Consider the following 18,851-nt stretch of genomic DNA (forward strand, 5'->3'; position numbering starts at 1 on the left):
TTCTCACTTCTGAATACTGCGACTGCTCACTGCTCTCTGCCCACTGACTGCTGTTGACCGTGGTCTGTGGACTGTGGACTCACTTCCGTCTTCTGTCTCCCGTCTTCCAGCTTAAAAATTTAAAGCATGAAAAAAACACTACTCATCTGCTTCCTGGCATCGCTTTGCCTATACGGAAGCACACTCCCAGCACAAGTTGCTGATTCACCCGGGGCGGATTTTCTTCATAGGTCGCGCCACAGTGTTCCGTTTGGATTGCGGGACACCCATCGGGGCGGGGAGACCCGCTCCGATACTTTATCCATCGGCGATCAGATTCCTGAGGGCATTGAGTTCCCGGATGTCCTGCAGTATAATTCGGATAAGCTCAAACTGGAGGACTTCGAAGGAAAGTATCTGGTATTTCAGTTCTGGGCTACCTGGTGTACGGCCAGTTCAGGCTTTCTCCCCGAGCTGGATAAGCTGCAGCAGCAATTTGGAGATGACCTGCAGATCCTGCCTATTACTTACCAGCCAAGGGAGGAGGTAGTGGAATCCATAGCGTTACGTCCAGTTCTTCAGAATCTGGACTTTCCACTGATCGTAGCAGATAATAGGCTCAGAAAGTTATTTCCGCATGTCACCTTTCCACATCTGCTGATCATTGACCCACAGGGAGAAGTAGTGGCCATTACCGGTTCACAGGATTTCACCGAGGAGCATATCAGTGAACTGCTAGCAGGCGGTCACTCTGATTTCCGTATCAAGGTGGACCATCAAGTTTCGGTAGATATGGATGAAAGACTGATCAGCGGAAACAGCCATATCCCCAATAAAAATATCCGCTACCAATCTGCCCTCACCTCCTATATACCGGGAGTGCCTGGCTCCAGCATGGATTCCCGCAAGGACGGTGCACATATCCTGATGGTAAATTCACCGCTGATCAAACTCTATCGATTAGCCTACTCGGGTAGGGACTTGGTGAATTTCTTTTCCAGCAACAGGGTCATTGCCGAAGGTTTTGATGAAGAGGAGCTCGACAGCAGAAAATCCGGGCTGGACTATATCGCCTGGATGGAGGAGGGGGATAAGGTCTTTGGCTATGAACTCATCGCTCCACCGGGAGTGGACCAATACGCGCTTATGCGTCAGGATCTGAAGCGTTACTTCCCACATATCAAAGCGGAAGTGGCCCTGAGGAAAAGGACAGTGCTAGCCCTGGTGCAACCGGATGGGTTCCGCTACCCGCCGTCGGAAGCGGATGAAAAGCACTACCGGGTAAGGCCCTATGAAGCCGACCTTCAAAAGTCCCTGCTTACCGGGCTCATCTACCAGATGAACCTCTACTTTCTCCAGCGTTCTCCTTATCCGCTGATCGATAAGACGGGCATAGACTATCCAATCGATATCCGGCTGGAGGGCAATTTCTCCAAGGTGGAGGAACTTACTGCCGCTTTCCGCAAAGTCGGACTCGATCTGGTGCAGCGGGAGGAGGAGATTCCGGTATTGATTCTCACTAAAATTAACCCCCAACACTAATGCAAAGAACTATACTACTATTGCTGATTCTCCTAGGGATGGGGAGTCAGCAGCTAAAAGCACAGACCCGTTTGGAAGTTTCGGGCAAGGTACTCGATACAGAATCTGAGATAGGGCTACCCGGAGTTGCGGTACGGGTAGCCGGAAAGACAAATGGAATCGTAACGGACAATGAAGGAGAATTCAGGTTGCAGCTTGATCCCGGAGACTATACCCTGGAGTTTAGTTTTATGGGGTATGGGAAGACGTCGGTGGATATCGTTGTTCCCGTCTCAGCCCCATTGCTGATTCGAATGGCTCCGGCAGACCTGGAACTGGGAGCAGTGGAAATCCTGGCAACAGGCTATCAGGAAATCCCGAAGTCCAGGGCATCTGGTTCCTTTGTGCAGGTGGATCAGGAGCTGGTGGAGCGTAAGGTGAGTTCCAATATCCTGGACAGGCTGGAGGATGTGACCTCGGGTCTGATATTCAACCGGACGGGGGATTCGGGAAGGGATCCTATTTCCATCCGGGGGAGAAGCACACTGGGCAGGTTCAACCAACCACTGATTGTGATCGACAACTTCCCTTTTGACGGAAGTCTGGAAGACATCAACCCCAACGATGTGGCATCAATCACCGTCCTTAAAGATGCAGCAGCCGCTTCCATCTGGGGCGCACAGGCAGGAAACGGGGTGATTGTGATCACCACCAAATCTGGGAGAGCGCAAGAGCCCATGCGGGTGAGCCTGATGGCGAATACCAATTGGATTGAGCCCACTGACCCTTTTCTTGCCCCAAACCTGGCTGTAACTGATTACATAGCTGTGGAAACCCAGCTTTTTGAAAGTGGTTTTTACAACAGTACCCTGACCAATGCCAACCGTCCGGTGGTGACTCCTGTAGTGGAGACGCTTTTCTTGGAAAGGGAGGGGATGATTTCAGAGCAGGAATCGCAAAGCAGACTGGCGCAGTTTCGGGGCTATGATCTGAGAAATGACCTGAAACGCTATCTATACCAGCCCCAGCTGAATCAGCAGTACAGCCTGGGAATTTCCGGAGGGAGTAAGATCCACGGATACCGTGTGGGACTGGGCTATGACCGAAACAGGGAAGAGATTCAGGGCAATTCAAATCAGCGTTTTACCCTGGATCTGAAAAACAACTTTTCACTCCTGAAGGACAAGCTTACGGTGGATTTGGGCTTTTACGGTACTAGGGCGACCAGGTCAGATGCACAGCTAAGTCCAAGTGACTTGGTTTTTTCTACCACCACGGCCATGTATCCCTATGCCAGACTCGCTGATGAAGCAGGGAATCCCCTGGAAGTTTACCGGGAGTACAATTCCATTTTCAAACGGGAGGCTGAAGCCGAAGGGTTATTGGATTGGGCTTTCCGACCATTAGAAGAGTATGGAAAAAGTGTGGCTGAGTCCGCCAGAAATGACTGGAGGATCAATCTGGCGAGCAAGTACAAGCTGAGCAATGCGCTGGGGATTTCGGCCTTATATCAGTATTGGGAAAATCAGGGCTTGAACGAAACAGTCAATATAGAAGACAGTTACTTTGCCCGTAACCTGATCAATCTATATACGCAGGCAGATGAAGAAGGAAATCTAAGCTATGTTATCCCCAAAGGGGCTGTTTATGATGTACGGAAAAGCAGGTCACAGAGTCATTCGGCCAGGGTATTGCTGGATTACAACGAGAAGCTGGGTGAACATGTCAGGGTAGATGGCCTGCTTGGAGCGGAACTGAAGTCCCTGCATGCGATGAACTTTTCCAACCGCTACTACGGCTATAATCCCGACCTGTCCGCAGTACAGCCTGTTGATTACATCAATCCTTTTCCCCGCTATACCAATCCGAGAAGCACCGCCAGAGTGCCTTATGTGGACAATGTATCGGAACTGACGGATCGCTTTTATTCCGGTTTTGCCAATGCCTCGGTGACGTACCGGAACAGGTATTTGCTGACGGCAAGTGTGAGAAGGGATGCCTCGAATTTGTTTGGGGTACAGACCAATCAGCGTGCAGTGCCCTTGTGGTCTGCCGGGGCAGGATGGACGCTGTCTGAAGAGGATTTTTACAGTTGGGATAAACTTGCTTTTCTGAAGTTTAGACTCAGTTACGGGTACAACGGAAATGTAGACAGAAGCCTGACCGCGTTTACCACGGCACAGTTAATATCCTTTAACTCCTTTATCCCTGCCAGCTATGCATTGATCAGGAATGCTCCCAATGCAGATCTGCGCTGGGAGAGGATCAGGATATCCAACCTGGGGATGGATTTTGAGTCTAAGGGAGGCCGAATAGCAGGAAGTCTGGAATTGTATAACAAAGAAGGTCTTGATCTGATTGGGGAATCGCCTTATGCTCCTTCATCGGGGATCACTACGTTTCGGGGGAACAATGCCTCTACCCGGACTATGGGATATGATCTGACACTGAGTACCAAAAACTTACAGGGAGCATTCGCCTGGTCAACCACCTTTTTGATATCAGGAATGAAGGAAGAGGTGACCCGCTATGAATCCGAGGTGTCTATCAACAACCTGATCAATTACAGTATTTCGGGTCAGGGAGGTACTTATTTTCCGATAGAGGGAAGGCCGCTTTTCGGTGTTTACAGCCTGGAATGGGCTGGACTCAACCCGGAGAACGGCAATCCAATGGGGATGCTGGATGGACAGCCGAGTGAGGATTACAGGGAGTTGATCAACTCGGCGGATTTGGAGAGTGTGATCTACCATGGACCGGCAAGGCCTACCTCCTTTGGAGCAATCAGAAATGATTTTGCATGCAAGGGATTTAGCCTGTCGGTGAATATCAGTTACAGGTTTGGCTATTTCTTCCGTAGGGAATCAGTGCAATACGATCCCATTTTACAGGGCAGGGGAGGTCACAGTGATTATGCCTTGAGGTGGAAAAATCCGGGAGACGAACAGATCACCCAAATTCCGTCCATGCCATCTGCAAGAAATTCTTTCCGGGATCAATTCTATCGAAACAGTTCATTATTGGTCGAAAAAGGAGATCATATCCGGCTTCAGGATATCCGGTTAGGCTATCAGGTTGGGAAGTCGCAGGCATTTCTTTCCGGTATCCGAAATGCAGAGGTATTCTTATATGCCAATAACCTGGGAATGATTTGGAAGGCTACAGAAAGCGGACTGGATCCTGATTTCGGTTTTTCCGGGCCCTTGAGAAGTATAGCGGCAGGGCTTCAATTTGATTTCTAACTATAAACTGGAATAAAGGGAAAAGGCCATAAGCTTTCTTCATAAGGGGAGGGGTGGTTCCCTCTGATAATTACCGGCCTGCCGGAGGTTTACTCCGGCCCCTTTTTTTAAATCAAGCAAACATGAAAAAATATAGCATTTTACTACTGACGGTATTTAGCGGGATGTTTTGTTCCTGCGACAGTTACCTAGACCCCAAGCCGGATCAAAGCCTGTTAGTGCCGCGAACCTTGGAAGATGTGCAATACCTCTTGGACAACAACGTGGTGTTTAATTTTCAGGGATTTATTCCCTTGCTGGCTGCGGATGAATTCAGCATGACAGAGGAGGCATTTAATGGAGCAAGTGTTACCGAACAGGGAGCCTACACTTGGTCAGAAGATCTGTTTCCTACAGGAACATCCACAGATTGGAATTATCCCTATGAGGCTGTTTTTTACAGCAATGTGGCGTTGGACGCCTTGGGAAAATACACTGGCGAGAAGGATCAACAATACTATGAGCTGGAAGGAGCTGCTCTTTTCTACAGATCAATGGCTTATTATGAGTTGTTGCAGACATTTGCCCCTGCTTATCAGCTGGAGGGAGGAAATGAACAGCTTCTTGGGATAGTACTGAGAAACGATCCGGATATAAACCTGCCATCAGAACGGGCAACCCTCGAGGATAGCTATATTAGGGTAATTCAGGATTTGGAAACTGCATTAAATCTTTTGCCTGATTATGTGGAGTATAAAACCCGTCCTAATAAAGCTGCTGCAGCAAGCCTATTGGCAAGGGTTCAACTGTCCGTATTTAATTATGCCGAGGCAGCAAGGTCTGCAGAAGCTGCGCTGGGTCTCTATACCGAACGGATGGATTTCAATGACATTGACTCCGGTACCTCCAGACCTTTTCCACTCTTTAATTCCGAGACCATTTATTATACTCAGCTTCAGAGTACATCAGTGATGTTTTCCCAATTGTTTACCGTGGATAATGGGCTAATTGAAAGTTATGATTCGGCTGACTTAAGATTGCGGTATTATTTTCAGACCAATGCTGATGAAAACCATCGGATGACCGGGCATCATACTGGTTCATCTACATTCTTTGGAGGGCTTACGGTGGGAGAGAATCTTTTGATTGCTTCAGAGTCAAACCTACGCTTAGGGAATGAGGGTAAGGCAAAATCTTGGTTGGGTGAATTGTTATCCCTCAGATATGAAGACGATTCATATAGGGAAATACTGGACTTGGAAGGGGAAGAATTACTCGCAAGGATTCTTTTGGAGAGAAGAAAGGAACTGGTAGGGAGAGGGACACGATGGACTGATCTAAGGAGACTGAATCAGGAAGCCGAGTGGGAGAAAACTATTAAAAGGGATTTAGGGGGCGAAATTTATCAGCTAACTCCAATGAGTCCAGCTTACGTTTTTCCTATCCCAGACCAGGAAATTTTACGAAGCGGAATAGTACAAAACCAGCGTTAAAAAAATAAATACCCAAGGTCTCTTGACCTTGGGTAAGTTTACTTGGGTTAAAGTTCTACAAACTCACCGGCTTGTAAAACGGTTTTTTCTCCATTGATGGGGTCATCATCTGTAAATGCTACTCTACATTCCAGAGAAGAGGCTTCACATCGATACTGGTTTTGATTCACAATATCTGTGACATCAATATAGGTATCTGGATTTGAAGGGTCCTCTGCCCAGACCATGGTAGAATTACCAGGCAGTTAATTTGGAGAGGTAAAAGCAACTGCCGCGAAGGCAGCTACTACAAACGCTATTAGGGGCAACTTGCCCTCTAGATTCTTCATATAGTATCCTGTTTTTTGACAGATCAAAAACAGGGAAAACGTTTAGGGTTTCCGGATTGAGCTACATGCTGTTTACCGGAAGTGGTTAAAATGCCTACTCTGTTCAAGGGTTTTGGGCGTCTCCCGTTTTTATCCGTCCAGATGCGGCTGTATTCCTTTCTGCCAGCCTAAAGAATGACGGATGTACTGTCCCCGGATACTCCTTGCAAGTGATCAAAGTAATCCGGAGATGATGGATTGAACTTACACGCTCAAGTGGCAAAATGCAAATCACTGGCTCTGATATGGTTATGTAAATCTTATTTTGATAACTAAGGTTATGAAAATAGAAATTACACACCTATCTTATTGGCTATTAAATGAATTTAGTATCGAGGATTTTGTCGGAATTTTCGGCAGATTCCATTAATGTGCAGTTGGAATGGTTAGCGACATTAGGATCAAAAAGGGCATTCTTGATTACGCCCTTAAATATGAAATTTATGTACCAGAGCTTTTTCCTTATCTATTCGAAAAATCTGGAACCCTTTTTTTCAAAAGGGGAGAAACCATCAAATTGAGGATGGATGATTTGCTGTGCCTGATTCATTCCGGAGCTGTCATGGGGGATATTCTTACGCAGGATGGACATAGGGAGCACCACATTTCTCTTCGGGAGCAGGTATTTTTCGCAGGATTGGAACTGAATTCTATAAAAAGGAAAGTATGTACCTGGACAGCCGTAATGCCTACCGAATTGACATTTATCCGTTTGTCAATTATTCGCAGTCATATAAGTGATGAGCAGGAATATTGGGATTCATTACTGGAGCATATAGTCAAATCCACACAGGAGCAAAGCAGAAAATTTCATCATATACAAAATCAGCCCACTTTGGTAGCTAAGGTGTCCGAAATGCTCAGTCTATACCCAAGGATTTTGGATATCAAACAGACGCATCTGGCAGAATACCTGATGGTGCGTCCACCCTCATTTAGTCGGGCTCTGAAAGAGTGGGAGCGAAGAAACCTGCCTTAGGAACTGTGATGAAGCCTGATTTTTTTGTTGCTCTTACCCAAGTGATAGGTGCCGCAGTACGGGCAGCGATAAGCTTCCAATAAGTAGGAATCCGTGATGTGGTTTCTGATCTGATGCCGCCGGTTATAGTCCAAAACATACCAGGCAGTTTCCGGAGAGGGGAATCTGGTTTTTCCCAGGCACATGGCACGGATGTGGGATAAGGAAGGGGACGATATGACCAGTGGCTTATTCATAGATAAATCAATGAGTATAATTTACTGAGAATTGCAATTCCCTGCCAGTTTGGTTATCAAACTGGGATTTAGATAACATTTACTTGTGTGTTCCTCAGGCCACTTTCATGTATGGATTCGTTTCCATCCTCCTGCATTACTTCTTGTTTCCAAATGATGATCTTAGGCAGGTGGCAATGGGATTTGTTATCTTTTACCATGGGTGACATCCGCTCACTTCGTGTCGCTCTCTCACCCATGGCTATTATAGGTTTCACCCCTTCAGGGTTATCTTCCGCCACCGTTCGTGTCTCACGAACGGCTCATTGCCACATTTTATTCTGTATTTCATGGACCATTTTCATGTATGGATTCGTTTCCATCTTGCTGGCAAAACGCCACGTCTTCGCTAGACGATTCCGGGCCAGCGCTGGTTGTCTATTATATTCCTATACACCGGGTTAAAACCCGGCGCTACCCACCTTGCATACCTACGGCATGCTCTATTCATCCCCAATCTCTTTCCATTTTAAATTCTCAATTCCTTCATTTTAAATTGTAGATAACTAACAACCAACAACCAACAAACCTCCCACCTCCCACTTCCCACTTCCCACTTCCCAAACTCCCAACCTCCAGCTTCCGCCCATTTTAAATTCTCAATTCCTTCAATTTAAATTCTTAAAACCAACTAACAACAAATAACTGTTATAAGACTTCGACTCCTGTCACACTGAGCAAGGTCGAAGCGTCAAGCCTGAGACAACCTTTCACCCATTTCAAATTTCTCCAACCCAATCGTGAGGCTTTAATAGTAGGGGGATAGCGTCCGGATTTGCGCGGGATAGAATTAGTTTGACCGCTCAAGAAATTAGCCGTGTCTGTAGCGTTTTCGCTTTACTTCCGTATTGGATTGGATAGAAAACCAAATCCACGGTTAACTTTGCATTCGAAATCTCCTCTTTTGGTTTCTTTTAGCTTGTTGATCCGGAGATTTTTGCAAGGCTAACCATTTCTCGTTTTCTGACAAAAAGACTCAATCGTACCACCACTAGCAATTCCGATTCTACCTTGATTCATATTTCAGACAAGAAAAGCGTGTCCATCGTGATTCCAAATTACAATGGAGTGACGTTACTGGAAAAGTACCTCCCGCATACTTTCCGTGCTATCGAAAATGCAGCAGTAGAATATGAGGTGATAGTGGTAGATGATTTTTCCACTGATGACTCTGTAGTTTGGCTGAGATCCAATTATCCTGAAATTACTGTGCTGGTAAACTCTGCTAACCTGGGTTTCTCGCTCACCTGCAACCGTGGAATTAATGTAGCTAAGAAAGAGTTGGTGTTATTGCTGAATTCGGATGTGTCGCTAAATGAGGATTATTTCGAGAGACTTTGGCCCTATTTCAAGGAGAAGGATGCCTTTGGGGTGATGGGAAGGATAGTGAATCAGCAGGGAGAAATTGAAGATGCAGCACGTTTATTGACATTCAGCGGGATGAAGTTTAAAGGAACCAACTTTTATTTCTGTGAGGAGAAGGGAAAACTGACTCCAACAGCTTACCTATCGGGGGCCAATGCCTTAGTGCGCAGAGCAATGCTGGTAAAACTGGGAGGATTTGATGGAATCTTCTCTCCCTACTATAGTGAAGACGTGGATTTAAGTTTCAGGGCATGGAAGCTGGGCTGGAAATGTTATTATGAGCATGATGCTGTCTGTCATCACGAGGTCTCAAAAACCATCCGTTCCTCATCTTCAAAAAAACAACGGCTCACCATAGTTTACCGTAATAAGTTTATTCTTCACAGCATCCATCTCAATGGATTTAGATTAATGGCTTGGTTTCTACAGTTGATCTTTATTGAAGTTCTTTTCCGGGTTCTCGTAGGCAAAATATGGGTTCTAAAGTCACTGGATGGATTATTTGAAAATCGTAAGGCAATCCTCGAATCCAGAAGAAATCTTAAAAATTTGATGAAAGAAGAAAGTAAAGGCCAAAGTCTTCATGATGTTAAAAGAATGCATTTCGACCAGGTTCATTCCTGGAGAATCAAAATGGTCTGAGTCTATTCTTTCTAAAAAGTAAATTATAATCTGTGCAAAATTCCGCAATTAAAACTTATTTCCGATTACTGGCTTTCGCCAAACCTATAGAGAAATTTGCCCTGCCATACCTGCTATTTACTGTGTTGGCGGTGATATTCAATACCCTAAATCTGGCCATGCTTGCGCCACTTCTCAGCACACTTTTCAATAATAAAGATGGTGTGGCTGATACGGTGGCTAAGCCCGATAACTGGACTGATGTTTTCGGCTACCTCAACTATTATGCGCAGCAGGCTAATCTGGAATATGGCCCCCTAGGCGCTTTGAAAGTAGTCTGTGGAGTTATTATAGTGTCCGTGCTGTTAGGGAATTTATTTCGGTATTTTTCCGAACGTGTGATGGAAAATATGCGGATTCATACCCTTCTCAACATGCGTAAGCGGGTGTTTGATAATGTGATGAATCTGCACGTGGGCTATTTCAGTAATCAGCGTAAGGGCGATATTATCTCTAAAATATCCTCGGATGTACAGGTAGTTCAGTATTCGGTTACTGCTACCCTGCAGGTGATTTTCAAAGAACCACTGCAGCTTCTTGCGTATGTTTTTATGTTATTTGCGATCTCCTATAAGTTGACCGTTTTTTCGCTTTTGGTCATTCCTGTTTCAGCATTTTTTATAGCCAAAATTGTAAAGAGGTTAAAGACGCAGGCTACGCAAGCGCAGCATCTCTATGGAGTAATGATTAGCTACCTGGACGAAGCTCTTTCAGGAATCAAGATAATTAAGGCCTTTAATGCGACTGAACTGATTAAGGATAAATTTCACAACGAAAATGTGAAGTACTCCCAATTGGGTAAAAAGATGGCAAAAAGGCAGCAACTGAGTTCGCCGGTGTCAGAGTTTCTAGGGGTGATGATGGTCACTGGGATTGTATTGTATGGAGGTTCCTTGATCATTAATAATGAATCCGAACTCAGTCCTTCTGACTTTATCGCTTATATCGCGCTTTTTAGTCAGGTGATGCGTCCTGCGAAAGCGCTGACCAATTCTTTCAGTACTATACATTCCGGATTGGCTGCGGGGGAGCGTGTTCTGGAATTAATTGATGAAAAGCCTGATATAGCCGATGTACCAAATGCAATGGAACTCGGCGAGTTTAGGGAGAAGATTGAGATCAAAAACCTGTCATTTTCTTATCCTGGAAGACCTGTGCTTGATTCCGTAAATCTGGTGATTCCTAAAGGCAAGACCGTGGCTTTGGTAGGTCCATCCGGAGGAGGTAAATCTACCCTGATGGATTTGTTGCCTAGGTTTATAGAACCGCAGCTAGGTGAAATCAGCATTGATGGCCATGATATCAGGAATGTGACCATGGATTCACTTCGAGGAATGATGGGTTTGGTGAATCAGGAGTCAATTCTTTTCAATGATACCATTTACAATAATATCGCTTTTGGAAATCTGACAGCAACTCAGGAACAAGTAGAGGAAGCAGCGAGAATTGCGAATGCGCATGAATTTATTCTTCAGACAGAAAACGGCTATCAGTCCAACATGGGGGATAGAGGACTTAAGCTTTCCGGTGGACAAAAGCAACGGATTTGCATCGCTAGAGCAGTATTGAAAAATCCTCCCATTATGTTATTGGATGAGGCAACTTCTGCGCTGGACACAGAATCTGAGAAGCTTGTTCAGGAAGCACTGAATAATCTGATGAAAAACAGGACTACGCTGGTCATTGCCCACCGTTTGAGCACCATTCAAAATGCGGATATAATTGTCGTCCTGGAAGCAGGAAAGATCATTGAGCAAGGAAATCATCAGGAATTGATAGCACAGGATGGTCTGTATAACAGGCTGGTGAGTATGCAGCAGTTCAGTGAAATAGAAGCATAAACTAATGGCAAATCAAGTAAAACCCATCGCTATTTATTTACCCCAGTTCCATGCGATTCCTGAAAATGATGCATGGTGGGGAGAAGGATTTACAGAGTGGACTAATGTAAGAAAAGCGACTCCTAGATTTAAGGGACACTACCAGCCTCATGTGCCTCTCAACGAGGATTACTACGACCTGAATGATGTGGAGGTGATGCGGAGACAGGCTGATATGGCTAAGTCACATGGGGTGTACGGCTTTTGTTTTTACCACTATTGGTTCAATGGAAAATTGCTATTGGAAAAACCATTGCATCAATGGCTGGAGGCTAAGGATATTGACTTTCCGTTTTGCCTTTCCTGGGCCAATGAAAACTGGACCAGAAGATGGGATGGCAAGGATAAAGAGCAATTGATAGGTCAGGAATACAGCCTGGAGGATGACAGGAAGCATATTCAGTACCTCATGCAGTTTTTCAAAGATGAGCGCTATATCAAAGTCGATAATAAGCCAATGTTATTGATGTATAGGTCAGAATCCCATCCTAATATCAAAGAGGCAACAGACATATGGCGGGAAGAGGCAATCAAAGCCGGGTTTGATGGGCTGTTTTTGATTCGTATGGAGAATTTTGTGCAGGGAATTGATCCTGGCTCTCAAGGTTTTGATGCAGGGATGGAGTTTGCTCCGGAAAGAGCATTTTCAGGTGGGAAAATTCTCAAGGACAATAAGTCAAGCTATTTGTTTCGCAAAGCACTTCATAATCTGGGTATTAGACCTGATCTGCGTTATGAAAATGGAATTTATGATTATAATCGATTGGCGGACGGAATGAGTGGTAAAAAAACTTCTGACTATACTTATTTCCGGTGTACATGCCCTTCCTGGGACAATACTTCACGCAGGAACAGCAATGCCGTTATTTATACTAATTCAACTCCTAGGAAGTTCGAAGAATGGTTAAACTTCACAAAGGAATGGACGGAAGAAAATCTTCCCGGAGAGCTCCAGTATACTTTTATCAATGCATGGAATGAATGGGCGGAGGGATGTCATTTGGAGTCGGATTCTATGTGGCAAGATCAGTATCTTTTGGCTGTAAAGAAGACATTTTGCTATTATATGCATAGCATAAAAGTGGATAGGTAAATGAATAAAGTTTCCATAATAATTCCTGTGTTCAATTACGCTTTTGTAATTGCCGAGACCTTGAGAAACCTGCTTGATCAGTCGCATCAAAATTGGGAGGCTATAATTGTAGATGATGGTTCTACGGACAATTCCCGGGAAATAATTGAAGGATTTACTCAAGTAGATTCTAGATTTCACTATTTCTACCAAGAGAATCAAGGTGTTTCCATAGCCCGCAATTTTGGACTAGCTCAAGCCACCGGAGATTTTTATCAGTTTTTGGATGGAGATGATCTGCTAAGTGAAAAAAAACTTTCGCTTCAGCTGGAGCATTTTAAAAGCAATCCCCAGATCGATATCAGTTATACGGATAGTTACTACTTTCATACTGAAAATCCTAAATTGCTTTCCCCCAATATGGAAATGGATGGAAGGGAGTGGATGCATAAGCTTCAAGGAAGGGGTTATAAAACAGTTCGGTCTTTGATTGACCAGAACATTGCGGTGATCAGCAGTCCTCTTATCAAAGCTAGTGTAGTGCTCAACTCAGGCGCAAGATTCAGGGAGGGAAAAGCATTTTTAGAAGACTGGGAATTTTGGTTGAAGTTGGCATTTGCGGATTATTCTTATCACTATTTGAAAAACCCGGATGCTTTTACATCTATTCGGCTGCATAGCAAAAGTGTATCAAATAGGTATTTGAAAGAGATGAAGGAAGAGGTTCTTGCTATCAGATTGAAGATGAATGAACTCCTGAGTATTTCCAGTTTTAGTAGTGATGAAAAAGAAGAGTTGCTTGGATTCAACAAAGTCCTCTATAAAGGGAATTTCAAACGTCTGATGTATCATGTAGGGCTCTGGGATTTCATAGAACTGAGAAGATTAAAACAACACCTAAGTACAGGGGAATTTCTGAAGTATTACTTTAAATCTATCAATCACCAACGAAAGGAATTATTCAAATTATGGATAAAGCAATTGAGATAGATATTATCATTTTGAGCTACGCCAAAGATGAAACGCTAAGACAGGTCACTGAGAAAGGACTTGAAACTTTACTGGCTTCCGAATCAGTTGATAAAATCAAGTTTAATGTCTTTGTTCTAGAGTCCAATAAATCAGCTGACCCTTATGACTTTCCGCAGGTAAAGACAGTTTTTCCTAAGGAGAAATTTGGTTATCATAAGTATATGAATCTTGGGATAGCAATGGGAGACAGTCCTTATGTCTGTATATGCAACAATGATTTATTATTCCATCCTGGCTGGGCTACGGCTATTTTAAATGCATTTAAGCAAGATCCAGCGTTGAGTAGTGCTTCTCCAGCATGCTCTGTCCATCATCCAGCAGAGGGTATGAGACTATATGATGGGGTGAAATATGGATATAAAGTCCGGGGAGAATTGATCGGATGGTGCCTCTTTTTTAAGCGAGAGATGCTGAAAATCACGGGTAAGTTGGATCCAAAATTTACTTTCTGGTATGCTGATAATGATTACAGTATGATGTTGCAAAAACATGGACTTATCCATGCATTGGTCACTGACTCAATTGTGGATCATTTGGAAAGTCAGACATTGAATACAAAATCTGAAAAGGAAAGAAAAAAATTGACTACACGTGAGCAATTCTACTATGAATACAAATGGGAGGGAAGGAGTTATTTTTCTTACTTGAATAGATTGAGAAAGTTTAAGTAATGTTAAATCTATTGTGCTTAATAGTTGTTTTGATTATTATATTGTTTGATCATAGTTTTTTTAAGTTTAAAAATTTTATGATGATTTTTATTTAATCTAATTTCGAGAATTTTAAATTGGTATTTTGAGGAGTTGGTTGTGGTAATAAATGCATGTCATCTAATAATTAGATGACATGCCTAGTATTTGTTTATGGTTAAAATTTCAATGGATCGTCTAGTAAATTGTACTGAGAGATGTTGCTAACAGTTGTAGTTCCATTCCAATTAAATCTATATTTATTGAAAGCGTTTTCATCTAATATTCTACGCAGGGTGTTTCCTTCCTTTAAATATATGATTCCTGATGAAGCATGACGAATTAAATCTAAATCAGAGGCAAACATATTCCCTATAGGAATTGAATTTATTTCTGAGGAACTTAAATGAATGAGCATTGAGCTATGGAATGAATAAACCTTTTGAAGCATAGGGAAATGCGGTATATGTCTGATTTTACCCTTAAAAACCTGGTATATTTTTTCAGTTGAGTTATCTCTCAAAAATTCTCCATCTTTATATGCGGTTGTGACACAATCATAATCATTGTATTTTGCTGAGAAACTTATAACAGAGTTTGTGTGATTGCTGAGGTTTCTTAAGCTGTATGAAATGATTTCACCTCTTGAGCTATTTGTCATTTCTCCTCCTTGTTTAATGTAATTTACAAACTCATCGTACCCGCTAACAGACTTCACACCATCTGAACCTGAACCACCCTTAATTAAAACTCTCATTTTGGAAGAATTAAGAATGTTTTTTTGCTCTAAACTTACACTTCCAGAGCCTTTTACTACAAATTTTATAGTCGCTTCAAGTGCAAGTTTAGTATCTTGTTCTGAATAGGAAGATTCCATAAAGAACATAGCTAGTCTTCCATAGTTTAAAGATGAAATATACATTGGTGAATAGGTACCGAATTTTTCCTTGTTCGGGTATTCTTCTATATAGATTCCATCTTCAGGTATTGCTACATCTACAGTGAAGTATGATTGTATAAATTTGGCAATAATTCTTGTTTTGTTATTTTGACTGTTGAAGTTAAATTCGGCGCTTATGTCTGCAAGAGAACTTAATTTAAAATTTGCCGCCACTGCAATTTTAAGCTGCTCTTCTGATTTTATACTTTCTACAGAGTAGCTTATATTGGCTGGTTGTGTCCCATTAATAGGAGTATTTAGTATTTCTGTGTATGCTTTAAAGTAATTAGGGTTTGTAGGTACTATTGTCTTATTAGGATTTCCTTGTAGACCCTCTAGGGTAAAAGTTAAAGTCATTGGACGTTTAGTTACTCCCGTTATAGTTTGGTATTTCCCTGAAATGACACTTTGAGCATTAAATAGTGATCCAGGGTATATGATTCCATCTGTCCCCTCTAATAGTGTTAAATTTTCAATACCCCTTGTTTCTACAAGTGTGGTACTTGTACAGTTAGATCTTGAATTTTCACTGCGAAATACTTGTGTTGATTTTTTTTTAATAAGCTCCTCAATATTTTGAGGGACAATTTCCATTGAGTTGAAGGGATTTTTAGAATTATCAAACTGTTGAATTTTACTTGATTGAATTGGGCTAATATCTCCGTCTTCTTTACAAGAGAATATAATCGCAATGAAGCAACAGAGGATAATTGTTTTTGTGAATTTAATCGTCATTATTTAATTTTTATGATATGATGATGCAATAGTAATTTGATTTAACTATAAATACAAGAATTGTTTTTACGCCTATTTATATCCCCTTGATTGTTAGTGTGTAATATTATTTTAATTTTTTCTTATTATTAGAATATTCATAATTACATCTTCTATTACACTTTATTACTGATTAATTATAAATATAATTTTTTTTGTATTTTTAGTATTTATTTTAGTTTGAAGAGAAGATTTGTAATTACTGTCATCCGATAAAAAATGCTGTATAAAACACCTTTCTTGCAATAGTAAATAACAGAAAAAGTGAAACAACCGATTTGGTAAATTCCGCTATAAAAGAGATGTTGTGGTTACCTAATTGCAATCAAATCTATGCAACCTAGAAAACTATCCGGTCATCCGATAATCAGACGGCTACTTTCTTCTTTACCCCGTGAGATTGTGGACAAGGCCTCTGAAACAGTTCAGTCAGACCGTTATTATAAGACGATGGACGCCTGGAAACAGCTTGTATTTATGCTTTACGGAGTTGTTGACATCCTGCTTCCAGTGGCAAATCAGCACTTTTTGGAGGTTCTCCCATTCACAGTGCTTTTCTAGGTAAGCCCTGATTCTTGTCATGAGCCACTACTTTTCCGAAGAAATACTGTAAAGACCTGTCTGTGTTATAACGCTCCCACAATTGCCTGTCAATGATGTTAAGGCAAGACTTCAAAAATATCAGGGTTAACATGCCTTTGCTTCTAAATCAGCTTGGGGGCTCGCCTTCCTGTCCGTTCTTCGGGAAGGCAGGCGACCAATGCATCCCAGAGGTTAAATCATGTACCTGACTTAACAATAAATTCTTTAAAAGTGATATTTTGGAAAATATCCGTCGAGATCCTTGAAAAGAGGAAGCTGGATTTTATATTATTTTACTTTGTAACCTTAAAATACAAAAAAGGAAACCCCGGAAAAGCTAATTTAGGGTTTTTTATATTATTATTTTGTTATAAAAATAGATGAATATCAGTGGGTTATAAAAATCCCTAGAAGCCCTAAATTGATCACAGAACAAAACGACGATAGTCCACAATCTGATCGAAAGAATGTTAATGGCGGGAAAATTATATGTTCAAAATATAGTATGATAATAAATGAGTACCTCTATAGGTTGATTCTATTATTCAGGGTTTGTATAGAGTTTGTGTACATACCAGCGTAATTTTAAATATAGATACACACTCATAGCAGATGAAGCTCTAGCGGACTGAATAATGTCAGTTAAACTTGCTTTGCTAATCCCCATGTGTTTGGCATATTTAAGGAAGTTTCTGAAGTAGTATTTTTCATATGGCAAACAATCTTTGAGAGGAGAGCCGGTTAGATTTATTGGAAGAATGCTACTCCATTTTTTATGAATTTTAGCCTGAGCTTCTACCCATTCCTTCGTGCTCCCTCCTTCGGAAAAGTGATGTAATAATATCTCAAAAGTAACTCCAACCTTATAGTTCTGACCTACGGCAATAGAGTAATCGATATCATAGCCATGAAAGCCTTTAAGGAGCTTCTCATCAAATTTGAATGAAGGGAAGATTGTTTTTTTAGTACACATCCAGAATCCATCAACACATGCTACCTCGGCTAGCTTTTGGTCTTTTGGATTACAAAACTCATGCACGGGTTCTTTATGAATAGATTTGAACCCTTGAATGAGATTTACATATTTTTTTCCCGGGAATGATGCTGCAGCTTCAAAGTTGAACCAACTCGATGGAGCAAGCGATTTATAATCTCCACCAGCTACTCCCAATAAACCAAGAGAAGGATTTTCGGAGAAAATCCTTAAAACAATTTTACCCCAATCCTTGGTTTTGTATTCTATGTCTTCATGCATAAAGCATAGTATGTCATACCTTGCTTCATCAGCACCCTGGTTATAAATTTCACAAATGCCGCGCTCACCTTTAGCGTTTTCATAAGCCAAAAACTCATACTCACAACCAATGGTTTTGGCAATGCTTCCTTTCACTGCTTCCAGATAATTTTTATTAGCTGAAGAAATAATAATTGAGATCATTTTACTTTCGTTTTTATGAAATAAATAGTTATCTGAGTGGAAATGACAATTTTTGCTATTATTTTCTCCAATTAATAGATTTATTTTGTTGAATACGCCACAGTGAATACATTACCTTTCTGGAGAGAGTTTTCTATCCACAATCTACCATTCATGAAATTTGACTTTCTGTTTTCAAGCCAAAATAAGAACAAACAAGCTAAATCCGCTGCAAAAGAGATGGCAAGGATCTGGCATTTGCCGCCTGATGCCTCAGGATATACATATATATTCGGTACACCATTTCGGTTTCACCACGCAGCAAGTTTTGCAGTCACCTATAAGGAGCTATTTCAGGATGAGCTATATAAATTTAATCCTGCAATCTCTGAAAGTGGAGTGATTCTGGATTGTGGGGCAAATATGGGACTGAGCGTACTCTATTTTTCCTTGCATTACCCTAATCATCAGATCTTTGCTTTTGAGCCTGAAGAGGCCGTTTTCGAGATCTTGAAGGAAAATGTTCATAACTGCAAAAAACGATGAAGTTGACCCCCGGCTGACGATTTAAACTGACCCCTCG

General features: G+C 42.0%; 16 protein-coding genes. 11 read left to right on the top strand and 5 right to left on the bottom strand.

The annotated features are described in order from the left end of the window. Positions 1-126: 126 nt before the first annotated feature. From AACZ73_RS19830 to AACZ73_RS19840, 3 genes are all read left to right on the top strand, one after another. Positions 127-1,521, top strand: coding sequence for a TlpA disulfide reductase family protein (locus AACZ73_RS19830; protein ID WP_339880574.1), 1,395 nt, complete (start codon positions 127-129; stop codon positions 1,519-1,521). After that, positions 1,521-4,742, top strand: coding sequence for a SusC/RagA family TonB-linked outer membrane protein (locus AACZ73_RS19835; protein WP_339880575.1), 3,222 nt, complete (start codon positions 1,521-1,523; stop codon positions 4,740-4,742). Before AACZ73_RS19830 ends, AACZ73_RS19835 begins: the two co-directional genes overlap by 1 nt. A 122-nt stretch (positions 4,743-4,864) precedes the next feature. Beyond that, complete coding sequence (locus tag AACZ73_RS19840; RefSeq protein WP_339880576.1) at positions 4,865-6,214, top strand: RagB/SusD family nutrient uptake outer membrane protein; 1,350 nt, start codon at positions 4,865-4,867, stop codon at positions 6,212-6,214. A 47-nt stretch (positions 6,215-6,261) separates the two neighbouring features. Here the strand turns inward: AACZ73_RS19840 and AACZ73_RS19845 are convergent, their stop codons facing one another. Then, positions 6,262-6,441, bottom strand: a complete 180-nt coding sequence (locus AACZ73_RS19845) for a hypothetical protein (protein ID WP_339880577.1) — start codon at positions 6,439-6,441, stop codon at positions 6,262-6,264. A 523-nt stretch (positions 6,442-6,964) separates the two neighbouring features. Between AACZ73_RS19845 and AACZ73_RS19850 the strand changes: the two genes are divergently transcribed. Continuing rightward, positions 6,965-7,561 (top strand): hypothetical protein, encoded by a 597-nt coding sequence (locus AACZ73_RS19850; protein ID WP_339880578.1) that lies wholly within the window; start codon positions 6,965-6,967, stop codon positions 7,559-7,561. Here the strand turns inward: AACZ73_RS19850 and AACZ73_RS19855 are convergent. Further along, positions 7,558-7,797 carry a hypothetical protein gene (locus AACZ73_RS19855; RefSeq protein ID WP_339880579.1) on the bottom strand — a complete coding sequence of 80 codons (240 nt, stop codon included), beginning with the start codon at positions 7,795-7,797 and terminating at the stop codon, positions 7,558-7,560. The genes AACZ73_RS19850 and AACZ73_RS19855 overlap by 4 nt on opposite strands. A gap of 68 nt (positions 7,798-7,865) precedes the next feature. Then, entirely contained in the window at positions 7,866-8,054 is a 189-nt protein-coding gene (locus AACZ73_RS19860) for a hypothetical protein (protein WP_339880580.1), read from the bottom strand. Between the two features lie 793 nt (positions 8,055-8,847). Here AACZ73_RS19860 and AACZ73_RS19865 point away from each other — a divergent pair. Genes AACZ73_RS19865 through AACZ73_RS19885 form a run of 5 tightly spaced genes read left to right on the top strand, consistent with a single transcriptional unit; the run spans position 8,848 to position 14,537 of the window. Continuing rightward, complete coding sequence (locus AACZ73_RS19865) at positions 8,848-9,843, top strand: glycosyltransferase family 2 protein (RefSeq protein WP_339880581.1); 996 nt, start codon at positions 8,848-8,850, stop codon at positions 9,841-9,843. Positions 9,844-9,890: 47 nt separating this feature from the next. Further along, positions 9,891-11,723 carry an ABC transporter ATP-binding protein gene (locus AACZ73_RS19870; protein ID WP_339880590.1) on the top strand — a complete coding sequence of 611 codons (1,833 nt, stop codon included), beginning with the start codon at positions 9,891-9,893 and terminating at the stop codon, positions 11,721-11,723. Between the two features lie 4 nt (positions 11,724-11,727). Further along, positions 11,728-12,855, top strand: coding sequence for a glycoside hydrolase family 99-like domain-containing protein (locus AACZ73_RS19875; RefSeq protein ID WP_339880582.1), 1,128 nt, complete (start codon positions 11,728-11,730; stop codon positions 12,853-12,855). Beyond that, on the top strand, positions 12,856-13,824 hold the full coding sequence (locus AACZ73_RS19880; RefSeq protein WP_339880583.1) for a glycosyltransferase family 2 protein: 969 nt from the start codon (positions 12,856-12,858) through the stop codon (positions 13,822-13,824). It abuts the gene before it with no gap. Beyond that, complete coding sequence (locus AACZ73_RS19885) at positions 13,803-14,537, top strand: glycosyltransferase (RefSeq protein WP_339880584.1); 735 nt, start codon at positions 13,803-13,805, stop codon at positions 14,535-14,537. Before AACZ73_RS19880 ends, AACZ73_RS19885 begins: the two co-directional genes overlap by 22 nt. Positions 14,538-14,733: 196 nt before the next feature. Here AACZ73_RS19885 and AACZ73_RS19890 read toward each other — a convergent pair whose 3' ends face one another. Continuing rightward, complete coding sequence (locus tag AACZ73_RS19890) at positions 14,734-16,230, bottom strand: thiol-activated cytolysin family protein (protein ID WP_339880585.1); 1,497 nt, start codon at positions 16,228-16,230, stop codon at positions 14,734-14,736. 372 nt (positions 16,231-16,602) lie between these two features. Between AACZ73_RS19890 and AACZ73_RS19895 the strand changes: the two genes are divergently transcribed. Beyond that, complete coding sequence (locus tag AACZ73_RS19895; RefSeq protein ID WP_339880586.1) at positions 16,603-16,830, top strand: DUF4372 domain-containing protein; 228 nt, start codon at positions 16,603-16,605, stop codon at positions 16,828-16,830. Between the two features lie 562 nt (positions 16,831-17,392). Here AACZ73_RS19895 and AACZ73_RS19900 read toward each other — a convergent pair. Continuing rightward, complete coding sequence (locus AACZ73_RS19900) at positions 17,393-18,289, bottom strand: glycosyltransferase (RefSeq protein WP_339880587.1); 897 nt, start codon at positions 18,287-18,289, stop codon at positions 17,393-17,395. 153 nt (positions 18,290-18,442) lie between these two features. Between AACZ73_RS19900 and AACZ73_RS19905 the strand changes: the two genes are divergently transcribed. Further along, entirely contained in the window at positions 18,443-18,814 is a 372-nt protein-coding gene (locus AACZ73_RS19905; RefSeq protein ID WP_339880588.1) for a hypothetical protein, read from the top strand. Positions 18,815-18,851 lie beyond the last annotated feature (37 nt).

Source organism: uncultured Algoriphagus sp., assembly GCF_963974835.1.
Lineage (GTDB): Bacteria > Bacteroidota > Bacteroidia > Cytophagales > Cyclobacteriaceae > Algoriphagus.